The organism is Pseudomonas frederiksbergensis (assembly GCF_003732665.1).
GTDB classification, from domain to species: Bacteria; Pseudomonadota; Gammaproteobacteria; order Pseudomonadales; family Pseudomonadaceae; genus Aquipseudomonas; species Aquipseudomonas frederiksbergensis_G.
Genome location: NZ_MOBP01000008.1, coordinates 37,390 through 50,150 on the forward strand (window position 1 = coordinate 37,390; position 12,761 = coordinate 50,150).

General features: G+C 61.7%; 8 protein-coding genes. 4 read left to right on the top strand and 4 right to left on the bottom strand.

Annotated elements, in window-relative coordinates; translation table 11 throughout:
* Positions 1-85: 85 nt before the first annotated feature.
* The 4 genes from BK665_RS14375 to BK665_RS14390 all read right to left on the bottom strand — a co-directional run bounded on the left by BK665_RS14375 (position 86) and on the right by BK665_RS14390 (position 6,111).
* Positions 86-1,126, bottom strand: a complete 1,041-nt coding sequence (locus BK665_RS14375) for an SCO family protein (RefSeq protein WP_123406523.1) — start codon at positions 1,124-1,126, stop codon at positions 86-88.
* Complete coding sequence (locus BK665_RS14380; RefSeq protein WP_123406526.1) at positions 1,123-3,933, bottom strand: multicopper oxidase domain-containing protein; 2,811 nt, start codon at positions 3,931-3,933, stop codon at positions 1,123-1,125. The genes BK665_RS14375 and BK665_RS14380 overlap by 4 nt, the downstream gene beginning before the upstream one ends.
* Positions 3,934-4,117: 184 nt before the next feature.
* Entirely contained in the window at positions 4,118-5,566 is a 1,449-nt protein-coding gene (locus BK665_RS14385; RefSeq protein WP_123406528.1) for a sensor histidine kinase, read from the bottom strand.
* Between the two features lie 254 nt (positions 5,567-5,820).
* A complete protein-coding gene (locus BK665_RS14390) occupies positions 5,821-6,111 on the bottom strand; it encodes a DUF6124 family protein (RefSeq protein ID WP_311198552.1) in 291 nt (96 codons plus the stop codon).
* Between the two features lie 734 nt (positions 6,112-6,845).
* On the opposite strand from BK665_RS14390, the gene BK665_RS14395 reads away from it, so the two are divergent.
* Genes BK665_RS14395 through BK665_RS14410 form a run of 4 tightly spaced genes read left to right on the top strand, consistent with a single transcriptional unit; the run spans position 6,846 to position 12,458 of the window.
* Entirely contained in the window at positions 6,846-8,192 is a 1,347-nt protein-coding gene (locus tag BK665_RS14395) for a hypothetical protein (protein WP_123406529.1), read from the top strand.
* A 35-nt stretch (positions 8,193-8,227) separates the two neighbouring features.
* Positions 8,228-10,462: an Ig-like domain-containing protein gene (locus BK665_RS14400; RefSeq protein ID WP_123406531.1), complete on the top strand. Its 2,235-nt coding sequence runs from the start codon at positions 8,228-8,230 to the stop codon at positions 10,460-10,462.
* 60 nt (positions 10,463-10,522) lie between these two features.
* Positions 10,523-10,981, top strand: a complete 459-nt coding sequence (locus BK665_RS14405) for a curlin (protein WP_123406533.1) — start codon at positions 10,523-10,525, stop codon at positions 10,979-10,981.
* Positions 10,982-11,009: 28 nt separating this feature from the next.
* Positions 11,010-12,458, top strand: a complete 1,449-nt coding sequence (locus BK665_RS14410; protein WP_123406535.1) for a curlin — start codon at positions 11,010-11,012, stop codon at positions 12,456-12,458.
* Positions 12,459-12,761: the final 303 nt, after the last annotated feature.

The following is a 12,761-nucleotide window of genomic DNA, read 5'->3' on the forward strand; positions in this document are numbered from 1 at the left end:
TTGCCTGAAGCCTTTTTTAGCCGTTGTCACGAAGAGTGTAGGTGGCATTGATCGTGGTCGACGGGCCAATGATGTTATTTAGCCGCTAGTTCACCTGCGACACTTCTGGCACCTGCTCTGCCAGGGGTTGTTGGCGGTCGGTTTCTTCCTGCAAGAAGTCAATGATTGCTTGGGCGGAATGCTCGTCCAGGCGCAGATTCGGCATCGAAATCTTGTCGAAACGCTGGTACAGCTCCACTGCAATCGGGTCTTTCTCGGCGAGCATGCGGTCCGGCTCGCGAATCCAGCGGTTGAGCCAGGCCGGCTCACGCTGGCGGGTCACACCGATCAGGTCCGGGCCGATGCTGCGCATGCCGATGCCCTGCCCGTCTTGCGGCCCCAGGCTATGGCACGAGGCGCAACGGGTGCGGAACAGTTCTTCGCCGTTGCTCGGCGGGCGAATTTCCGGGGCGTTGGCGTAGCTTTCCTCGATGCTCGGTTGTTTCCAGTTCTGCAGGGTGTTGGCCAGTTGATCGGCCAGGATCCACGGGTTTTCGAACGGTGAGGCCTTCATCCAGCGGCCCGTTTGCTGATTGCCCACAATCAGGCTCAGGTTGTGGTCCTTGCTGCGGCCATTGTCGACGCCTTCGATAAACAGCCCGAGTTTTTTGCGCAGATCGGTGACGTCGGCAAATTCGCCGGTGAGGAACTTCCAGCCCGGCCCGACCTTGAAGCGTTGCGCATAGGCCTTCAGCACCTGGGGCGTGTCGCTCAGCGGATCGATGCTGATGGAGTAGAAGAAAATGTCCTGACCGACCCGGTCGCCCAGCAGTTTCTGTACTTGGCGCAGACGCGCGGTTTCCAACGGACATGAATCACTGCACGACGTGAAGATGAAGTTGATCACCACCACTTTGCCTTTGATCAGGTCATCGAAAAAATGCACCTGCTGACCGTCCTGATCGGTCAGCAACGTGTTGGGGAAGTAGTCGCCACCCCACGGGGTGGCGGATTCCTGCGGTGACAGTTCATGGGCGAGCAGCACCTGACTGGCCAGCAAACATGTGACCAGAACCAGTATCAGGTGCATGCCCAGGGCGCGGGAGCGCGGCGTATGCAGTGTCATGTCGGCTCCCCGGCGGTTCATTTTTTCACCGCCACTTGTGGACCAAAGCCATCGCCGGTGCGGAAGGTTGGCAGCGCGGCGGAGTTGACGTAGCGCACCCCGTCCCAGCTCGGCAGCGGGGTCGGCATCAACTGGAATTGCCCGGGTTTCTCAATGTCCCAGCGCAGCAGCATCGAGTTGTCCTCATGCTGAGTGTTGTGACAGTGCTCCATGTAGGTCCCGGCGAATTCGCGGAAGTTGATCGCCATCTCGACGCTGTCCAGGCCATCGTTTTCCGAACCGATGCGGTACACGTCCTTGCGCGCCCATTTTTCCCATTCCGGTGGCGCCTTGCCGCCACGACTGAGGATGATCCCTTCCTCGAAGTGCACATGCACCGGATGGCTCCAGCCCTTGCCGCCGGCCTTGATGTTCCACACTTCCAGGGTGCCGAAACCGGTAACGCCAGCGTCGGTCGGGCCGGTTTTCAACTGGGTGGCTGTGTTCAAGCGCCGAGGGTCCATGTGGAAGCCGAAGCCTCCATCGGTCTTGACCGTCCACGGGGCTTCATCGGTGCCGTCGGAACGGCCGAAGGTGAAGGTGCGGTGACGGGCCTGTGACAGCAGCACTTTGTCGGCAGCGTTGTCACGATGGATTTTCAGCGGGATCATCACCATGCCTTCGGCTTTGCCCGGTTTGGCCGGTTCGTAGGCTGCGGGGTCCATGGCCAGGTCCTGACCGGTGTAGGCCTTGACGTTGAGCTGCAAGACTTTGCCCACTGCCGGGTCGCCCTTGTCCCACTGCGGTCCTTTGCTGGTTTGCTTGATCACCGCCAGGTACTTCTCGGACAGTACGTCAGCCAGGGCGATGGGTTCTTTCGGGCCTTTGCCGTCGTCGTGGGCCAGCAGGTTGACGAAGAAGATCTTGTCCCCCGGCTTGATGCCGTTTTTCGCAAAGTTGACGATGATGTCGAAGCGCTCGGCGATGCCCTGGGTGGGCAGGATCGCGTTGTGATTCTGTTTATCGCCATCTGCGTCCAGGTCCATGGTGCCGTCGAAGGGCACGCTGTGTTCCATGATGTTGCCGTCGTTGGCAATCATGTGGAACGGCACGCGGGCATAGGAGACACCTGAACCTTTGGGCCCCTGGAACTCGCCACTGGTGCCCTTGATTTCACGCACCAGCGCCAGTTTGTAGTAACGCGATACCGAACCGTTGAGCATGCGGAACCGATAGCTGCGTGCACGTACATCCAGGGTCGGTTTCCACTGCCAGTTGACCAGCACCTGGTCACCGAGGAAGCCGTCGGTGTTGAACGGGTTGAACCACAACTGACCGTTCTGATCCCAGGCCTTGTCGGCAAACACCAGGTTGACGTCGTAGTCGCGGTTACCCCATGGCAAGGCGCTGCCGCTGGGGAAACGCAGGTTGACGCCATCGTTGACCGACTCGTTGCCACGGTCCAGGGCGCTGTAGTAGTTCATCATCGCCGCGTTGCCCTTGTAGACGTTCTGCGCGGTGAAATCGAGCATGTGGTCGTGGAACCAGTGGGTGCTCATGGTTTCGCGCCAGTCGCCACGGATCTTGATCGTGCCGTGGTCGCAGGTCTTGCGGCTGGGGCTCAGGTCGTTGGTCCACAGGGTTTCGCCGGGCGCGCAGGGGAATGCGGCGCGGGGGTCATGGGCGTCGGTGTTGATGCTGTCGTAACCGGCCAACTGGATCGGCCAGCGATAGTCGTAATACTGCCCCGGAAAGAAAAACGCATTGGCATAGCCGTCGCTTTCCGCCGGCGCGTGGCCGTTGTGTTCGTGGGTGCTGATGGTGTGCAGGCCGAATCCCATGTTGGCCGACGGGTCGATCGGCAAACCGTTGTAGTGCCGCATTAGCACCGGTTGGCCGTAACGCACCATCAACAGCTTGGGCGGCAAGGTGCCGTCGAAGGTCCACACCGAGTTGTGGTTCTGTACCGGCATGTTCGGGTGGAAACGCGGATCGACGCCTTTGGAAGTGCCATCGGTGGCCGGCACGCCGGCGACGTTGTGATACAGGCCACCAGGGCCGAATTCGCCCATGGCATAGCCGTGCATCTGATGGCTGTCGCGCCAGCCGCTGTTGAGCCGCGCCCCGGTTTGCACGGTTTTGTAGGCCACTTGCGGGTAGAACTCGTTCCAGCGCTGGTGTGACCAGCCTTTTCCTGGTGGCCGACCTTCCGCCGACGAGCCGATATGGCGATTGAGGAACACCTCGATCTGCGACTGCCAGGGGTTGCGGTCCACCACGTTGGAGTACTGGCTGGGAAATGGGGACAGTCCCGGTTGGCGCAAGAATGCGTCGAGCGCCGCGCTCGGTGGCGCACTGCGGGCGGCGTTGGTGGGGTCTTGTTGGGGCAACGGGCCCACCGCGGCCGGTGGAAAGCCCAACGGTGCCGCCGGTGTGGTGGGGTCGAGTTTTTCCGGGCCGAACTCTTCGAACAGCACCAGTTGCTGGGTGAACGGTTGGGCGCCGAATAACGGGCTCGGCTTGCCGTTGGTGGGGTAGTTGAAACTGGTCTGTACCGACGGCGGCAGGACGTTTTCCTTGCGCGTGTCGTCCCGGGTGCCTTCGACGCCATCGGGTAAATCGAAGGAATCCTTGTTGGCCTCCGGCATGGTCAGAATAGCGTTCAGGGCGGCGGGTTCATCCGCCGGTTCGTCGTAGTAAGCCGAAGGGTCGGACGGCTCAGGCTGGCGCTCATCGTCGATCGGGCTGGCGCGCAACAAGGGCGTGACGCCCAGGGTCATCGTCAGGAGGATACTCAGTGGGGTCAACAGGCCGATCCACTTGCAGGGGTGCCGCGCTTTTCTGTCCATCACCAGCCGCCTCGAAGTCGTGAAGGGGTGATGGGGGTTTTGCAATTACCTCGCCACATTTTGAAACAATTTATACCAAAGCATTAATACCCGAGTTAACAATGGCTTATGAACATCATCAGGCCACTACCGGCGCGATGACTGGGCCATGACCCCCGCAAACGGGGAAAGTTCATCCCCGTTTTCAGGGGGCCAATCTGAACGACAGACGGACGCAAGTGCCCTGTCCCTCGCGACTGCCGAGGGTCACTGCCCCACCGAAACGCTCCATGATGCGCTTGACCAGTACCAGCCCGACGCCGAGCCCGCCCTGCTTGGTGGTAAAGAACGGGCGGAAGGCCATGTTGCGCTGTTCTTCGTTCATGCCTTTGCCCGTATCGCTCAGCACCACGCACACGCCCCGGGCATCGGTCGGTTCCAGGGTGATGGTCAGGGTGCCGCCCTTGTCCATGGCTTCCAGGGCGTTGGCCATCAGGCTGTTGAGGATCTGCGTCAGTTGCACCTGTTGGCTCAGCACCATCGGTGTCTGTCGCGGATTGAACACCACCTCAACCCGCGCCCTGGCGATTTGCTGCTCGAAGGCCGTGAGGCTGTCGTGAATCGCCGCCACCAGGTTCACCGGTTCGACATCGTCGTTGAGCGGGCGCAAGGACTGCAGCAATTCCCGCACCCACTTCGACATGCGATCGACCTGGCCAATGATGTCGTTGATGTTCTTGTGCGCCGGGCCGTTGTCGAACTCCAGGGCCAGCTCGGCGCTGGAACGGATGGTCGCCAACGGGTTGCGCAGGCTGTGGGCCACCGCCGAGGACATCTCGCCCAGGGCGACAAAGGTTTCGTTGGTGATCAGTTGTTTTTGCTGTTGCGCCAGCAGGATCGCGGCGCGGCGCACGATCCAGTACAAACCGATGTAAATCAGCCCGCCACCCAGGGCGGTGACCAGCCAGATCAGCGCCAGGCCGCGCTCGATGCGGCTGATCAGGTCCTTGGGCTCCTTGTAGATCTCGACCATGGCCGTGACGTTCTTGCCGTCGGCATCGAACAGCGGAATGTAGTTTTCAATAAAGATGAAGTCCGGCGGCACGACGAATTTCTGCTCCATCCGCGCCTCGTCAACATCGTGATAACTGGCCGAGACCGGGATCTTGAATTCGAAGGCGTGATCCAGGTCTTCGTCGGCGTGAATCGTGGTGTCCATGAGTGCCGGGTTGGTGGACCAGATCACCCTGCGATCAGGGGCATAGACGTTGGCCAGGATCACGTCCGGCAGGTTGGCGATATGGTCGAGGAATTCATCACGGGCATTGGCCCGGGCCGCCGGGTCGACGTCGGGGAAATCCTTGTCCTTGCGTGGGTCGACCAATTCGCCCATGGTCCGCACATTGGGAATCGACACATGGCGCACCTCCGCAGAGGCAATCGCCTGGATGAACTGCGCAGTCAGCAGGGCATCGCGCTGCACGCTTTCGGTAATCACAAACTGCGTGGACACCGCCCCCAGCGCCACCGCCACGGTGGCAATCACCGCCATGCTGATCAGCGAAAACCAGCGCAGCAGATTGAACGGCTGCTTGCGCGTGCTCAAACGAATGTCGCCCTCCTCGGGCCGAAGCGTTTTGGCGTGCATATTCATCGGTGACGATCCAGGCGAATTCCCCTATAGAGGGGTATAGCCCACTGTTTGGGGTTTGCCCCAATGCAAGCAAGCTAAGCAAATCGCCCCGTAGGAGCAAAGCTTGCCCGCGAAGAACGATAACGCGGTGCACCAGACCCGACGCCATCCCCTGTAGGAGCGAGGCTTGCCCGCGAAGGGGCCGTGTCAGTCGACACGTGTATTGACTGACACACCGCCTTCGCGAGCAAGCTTCGCTCCTACAGGGCCGGTGATTACCCGGGCTTGTGGTTATCCAGCATCCGATTGGCCGCCATCTCACCCATCAGGAGCGACCGATGCAACACCAGCATCGTATGGCGTCGCGGGCCGTCCGTCAGCTCGACGAGATCGTTGACCATCTTGCGGGCCGTTGATAACGATTCGTAGACCTCGACCAGCAACGTTTCGTCATCCACCGCTGCGTCGATGGTGAAGAAGGTGCCGGAACTGCGGGGCGGTATCTGCGTTTTCGTCGCCCCGGGGTTGAGGTAGTAGTCGAGTGCTCGATCGGCCGCCACTTTCATTTTTGTGGGGTCAAGATCGAAAGAGGCGTCGTAGGGTACTGGACCGATATTCGGGGGGTTGGGCGTTACTTTGAATATGGATGGAACCTTCACTTAGAGTATTGAAGGAGCCATCACCCTCGCTACCAAACGAAGAGTGGCGGCCATACGTGGGTTGGTAGACCGGTCTAAGTGAGAAACCCGGCGCTCACAAAGGAGCCCCACGCATGACCACCATTAAAGGTGACACCATGCGGCTCACATAGAGGCGGGCTACCAAACCCGATCACTGTTTTGCAGTGACCCGGAAACGATATAGCCCACCCCCATAGCCGCACAAGCCGGCGGATTCTGGCGTACGCGTAGGCAACGGCGCAAGGCGTTGTAGCCGTTTATGACGTAACACCGGGTGTCTTTAAACACACCTGCAGAAACCTGTTTAAACGCCCCAATGCCAGCCATTTAAGGAAAGCGTGCGCCACGCACCGACTTTGTGGCGAGGGAGCTTGCTCCCTCGCCACAGAGGTTGGTGATCCTGGCATCGGGTTTGCCCCTTCCCCCACCTGCCCCATCCACCCCCAAACCTGGGGACACTCGCCCGCCTCAACCTCCCTTCCTCAATCCCCCTCCAACACCCCGCAACGCCCAACCCCGGCCCTCTCCCGTCAATCCGCGCCGATTGGTATGCAATTTGCGCTAGCCCTCTCAACTGGCCCGTCTCCATGGGACAGGCACTCCGCTAGAGGGATTAACTCATGCACCCTTTACTGTCCAAAACCGCGGCCGTTCTGGTCGTTAGCGCTCTGGCTCAAGGCGTTGCCCAGGCGGCGCTGTTTGCGGTCGACCCGGGCCCTTACGTGCCAGCCAACGGCTCGTTCGCCGCCTGGTATCAAGACACTCATGGCCGAACCCTCGACTTGTGTCTGTCCAAGGCTGTCAGCTCACGGGTGCCCAGTGCGCCGGGTGCGCCGACCTACATGTGCTCGCTGATTCCGGCTCCAGGTATTTTCGACGACACCAAACCGTTGGTCTTCCCGACCAACTTCCCCGACGAAGCGTTCTGGTTCACTGCCGACGGCACGATTGTCGATGCGGCGCGGGGCATCAACCTGAACTACGTCAGCGGCCTCGAAGCCGCCTTCAGCGGCGGCGACCCGGTCGAAGGCGATCAGATCAGCTTCGCCCGCATCCGCATTCGCGTGGATGTGCCCACCGCCGGCACTTACATCATCACCCACCCTTACGGCGTCGAAGCTTTCACCGTGGACACTCCCGGTCGCAAAGCGATCAACATGACCCGGGACATCGGCATCGGCACGCCGAAAACCTACGACGGCGCGCTGAAGGGTGATATCGGACCGTTCCTGCGCAGCGTCAACGGGCCTTACACCGAAACCAATCCGGTAACCGGCGCCGCCGACACTTTCATCGGCGACCCGAACCTTTCGGAAGCCGTCACCGGCAGCCCGTTCAATACCAACTTCATTCGCATCGAAGGGCCCAACGGTATCGACCTGCGGACCACGGTGTTCGCGGTGTCCGGCAAGTTGTCGACGGTGGTCCGGCCGACGCCGCTGATCACCCAGCGCGGCACCTATTCGCGGCATGCCGGCGCCAGCGCACCGGAGGCCCAACAGGATGTGTTCGTGATGGCGCCACCGCCACCGGCCACGGTGACGCTGGACAGCAACAACCCGGCGCTGCACCTGACCGAGGCCGACACCACCGGCAACTGGTACGCCCAGTCATCGACCAACCCGAGCTTGCCCGGCACCTTGCAAGTGACCGCCGACAACCACCTTGCCATCCCCACCAGCACGCCGACCACGTTGACGATGCCGCTGACCGACCTGGTGGTGATTTCGCGTGCCGAATACAGCCTGAGCACCGGGCAACTGACCCTGGTGGCCTCGACCAGCGACGAAACCTCACCGCCGGTACTCACCGCCACCTCCGGCACGGGTGCCGCCATCGGCGCCCTGAGTGGCGACGGCGCGGTGAAAACCCTGGCCACCGGCATCTCGCCGATTCCGCCGGCCAAGGTTCGGGTGACGTCATCCAATGGCGGCAGCGATACCGAAGAAGTGGTCATCGTGCAATGAACGCTCTCATGCCCAGATCCGTATCAGGAGGCATCATGAACAAGTGGCCACGCCTGGCGCTCAACGCCCTGGGACTGACTCTATCGCTATCGGGAAGTGCTTTCGCCCAACTGGCGGCAGTCGATCCCGGCCCCTACACCTTCGCCACCGGGAAATTCCCGATGTGGTATCAGGACAGCAATTTGCTGTCGATGGAACTGTGCCAGTCCAAGGCCACGAGTTCGCGGGTGCCGGCCGCAACACCACCGGCCTACATGTGCACCCTGCTGCCGGCGCCGGGCATTTTCGATGACACCCTGCCCACGGTGTTCCCGGATAACTGGCCGGACGAGTCCTTCTGGTTCCTGGCCGAAACCACCATCGCCAACAACGCGGCCGGCTATGGCATGGACGCCTACGTGGCAGGGATTGAGGCCGCATTCGCCTCGGGTAATCCTGTCGATGGCGATCAGCAAAGTTTTGCGCGGATTCGTATCCGGGTGAACGTGCCCACCGCCGGGACCTACACCATCACCCACCCGTACGGCGTGGAAACGGTCAACGTCACCGCCCCCGGCCGGCGGGCGATCAACATCACTAAGGACGTCGGCATTGGCGTCGCCGGCGATTTCAGCGGCGCGTTGAATGGTCAGATCGGGCCGTTCCTGCGCAGCCTCAACGGTCCCTACACCGAGGTGAACCCGGAAACCGGTTCCGTTGAAACCTACGTCGGCGACCCGAACCTCACCGAAGCGGTGACCGGCAGCCCGTTCAACACCAACTTCGTACGCATCCAGGGCCCGGCCGGAACCATTCAGACCAACCTGTTTACCGTCGCCGGCAAGGTGCTCGACAACCGTGCGCAAACCGCCGTGGACATCAGCCGCGCCACCTATCGCCGCACGTCGGCGGGCAGCCGGGTGGAAGTGTTTGCCAAGGCGAACAACGGCTCGACCCTGTGCTTCCGGGAAACCCTGGCCCTGGTGGTCGGCCCACCCGCTTCGCCGTGCCAGACCAGCCTGATCGGCGACAACAACGGCTTGTTCTTCGGTCAACATCTGGCCACCAGCACATTGCCGAAAACCGTGGTGGTCACCGCGACCAACCCGGCCGGCACCACACGCCCGACGGCGGTCTCAAGCAAACTCACGGACCTGGTGAAAATCCAGACCGCACGTTATAGCTGGAGCAATCACAGCCTGTTGATCGAAGCGACTTCGACCGATGAAGTGGCCGTGCCCGACATGGTTGCCCAAGGCTACGGACGCCTGTCGAAATCCGGCACCCTGCAAAAACTCACCGTGGCCGACCTGACCCAGCCACCGGCCACCGTCACAGTCAAATCCGCCGCAGGCGGCAGCGATACCGAGGCCGTCGTGGTCGTCGGCACCGCACCGGACACCGGCGAGAACCAGGCGCCGATCTCGGTCGCCGACACCGGCGCCACCAGTTTCGGCGTGCCGATCACCCTCAACCTGCTGACCAACGACAGCGACCCGGACGGCAACGTACCGCTGAGCATCAGCGCCCTGACCCAACCGGCCGCCGGCCAAGGCACCGTGGCGTTGAGCGGCACCACGGCGGTGGTCTACACCCCGCCCGCCGTCGTCACCACACCGCTGACCACGACCTTCACCTACAAGGCGCAGGACGTCAAAGGCCTGGCTTCGACCACCGCCGCGACTGTGACCATTACTGTGGCGCCTAACCGGCCACCGGTGGCGGTCAACGACAGTGTCGCGACCCTGGGCGTGGCAATCCCGATCAGCGTGTTGGCCAACGACACCGATCCGGAAGGCAACGTGCCGCTCGGCGTCGCCAGCCTGACTCAACCGGCAGCCGGTCGCGGCACCGTCAGTACTGACGGCACTGTGATCACTTACACGCCACCGGCCACGGTCACTACGGCGTTCACCACGACCTTCACCTACTTTGCCAAGGACAGCTTCGGCGCAGTGTCGACGGCACCGGCGACGGTCACCGTGCAAGTCTCGCCAAGGCCCGCGGCGGAAACCTTCACCGTGACCACCGCCACGGTCCAGGCCCGCTCCAACAACCGCTTCAACTGGGACTTCGCCGGCACTTCATCGGTGACAACCGGCAACACCATCACCATCCAGGTGTCCACCCCGACCGGGCTGGTAACCCTGGGCACCACCACGGTGCCGGTGACCGGACGCTGGCGGCTGACGATCAACAACAGCACCACGGTGATTCCGTCGGCGAACCCGACAGCGACCATCCGCTCGTCCCAAGGCACCGTGCGCTCGGTGTCGGTGACCACGCTCTGAGCCTTCGCCCCGCCGACCGTTACTGGCGGCGGGGCAGGCCCATTCCCACAGGACAACGCCATGAAAACGCCGACCGCCGCCCTGCTCTGCCTGCTTCTGCTCTGCAGCGGCGCAGGCGTGCGCGCCGACGATTTGATGGACAACGACGACCTGGCCCCCACCGCTGATCTCGGTGAACTGCCGCCGATTGGCCAGCAAGCGCTGATCAACCAGCTCGGCCAGGCCAACGTCGCGTTGTTGCAACAGAACGGTCAGGGGTTGCTCGGACGGATCGTCCAGTCGGGCAGTAATCAGGAAGCCTACATCCTGCAACAGGGCAGCGACCTGATGGCGCAGATCACCCAGCAAGGTTCTGGCAACGACGCCTCGATCACGCAAACCGGCAGCCACAACCGCGCGCAGATTTCCCAGAACGGCAATAACAACGACGCCAGCATCGACCAGGCCGGCACGGGGCTTTCCAGCGCCGTGACCCAGTCCGGGAACGGCATGAGCGTTTCGGTCAAACAATATCGCTAAGCACTGCAATAACCTTGGAGGTTTCATCATGTTCAAATTGACGCCCCTCACCGCTGCCATCCTGGTCATTGTCAGTGCCCAGGCTTTGGCTGACGACAGCGTTTCCACGCAAAACCAGGTCGGTACGGCCAACATCGCCGACGTGAAACAGAACGCGGCGCCGTTCAGCACCGCCACCCAACAACAACTCGGCCAGGGCAACGACGCGGCCGCCGTGCAAGACACCGCCACCAGCAGCATCGACCAGAATCAGGTCGGTGATTACAACGCCGGTTACGCCGAGCAGTTGTTCGAAGACAACAGCACCATCACCCAGCAACAGGCCGGCAGCTTCAACACCAGCCACGCCAGCCAGTCCATCGGCACCGGCGAGAATCAGGTGTTGCAACAGCAGCAAGGCAGCGGCAACTTCTCGTTCGTCTATCAGGACTCCCAGGAAGGCACCTCGGGCACGACCTACCAGTTCGGTGACAACAACGAGGCCAACATCGAGCAGATTCAACTGGGTGCCGGCAACAACGCGATGATCATCCAGTACGGCAACACCAACTACGCCACCGCCGAACAAATCAACCACATGGGCGGCCAGATCGGCATCAACCAGGCCGGCGAAGGCAACTACGCCTACGGCGACCAGCGCAACGGCCTGGGCGGCAACCTGAACATCAACCAGTACGGCGACCTCAACGCCACTGAAGTCTGGCAAGACACCCAAACCGCCAGCCAGGCCACGGTCAACCAATACGGGCAGACCAACGAAACCGTGGTGGACCAGAGCTTCGGCGAAAACAACGTCGCGCAGGTGCTGCAAGTCGGCGACCTCAACGCGATCTATGCCGACCAGTTCGAGTCCATGGGCTCGACGCTCGCGCTGTATCAGCAAGGCAGCGGCAACGTGCACTTCACCTACCAGAGCGGCGACAGCCACGTGCTCAACGCCACCTCGCTGGGTAACGGCAACAAGGTCTACGCCAGCAATTGGAAAGGCCCGCAACTGGGCGGCCAGTTCGGCAGCAACCAACGCGCGACCATCACCCAGAACGGCACCAACAACGTGGCGAGCTTCACCCAGGACGGCGTCGGCCACATCATGACCACGAACCAGACCGGCAGCGGCAACAAAACTACCGTCAGCCAGGCCGACTCTTACAACGAGCTGTACTTCGACCAAAACGGCAGCGACAACATCCTCATCGCCGACCAGCGCGGCACCACCAACCTGGCCCAGGGCTCTTCCAACGGCTCGGGGAACAGCACCGAGTTCGACCAGTCCGGCACCGGGAACCAGGCGTACACCGCGCAGTTGTATGGCAGTGACAACCAAATCACCGTCAAACAGGCAGACAGCATGAACGTCGCGTACGTGACCCAGGGCGGGACCGGGAACATTGCCAATGTGGATCAGAGTGGCGTGACGCAAATGGCGACCGTGCAGCAGTTTGGTTCAGCCAACCAGGCGACCGTGCTCCAGCAATAATCCCAAGGCCCAAAAAACCGCGGCCCTTGGTGGGGTCGCGGTTTTTTTATGGGTTGAGAGAGGGGTTGGTTGTCAGGCCGCCTTCGCGAGCAGGCTCGCTCCCACAGGGGGTTTGTGGTGGTCACAGAATGTGTGTCACATGAAGATCAAATGTGGGAGCGGGCTTGCTCGCGAAGAACGATAACGCTGTCCATCTGCCTGGCCCAACTGACAGGTCGGCTGTCAGGCCGCCTTCGCGGGCAAGCCCGCTCCCACAGGGGATTTGTGGTGGTCACAGAATGTGTGTCACATGAAGATCAAATG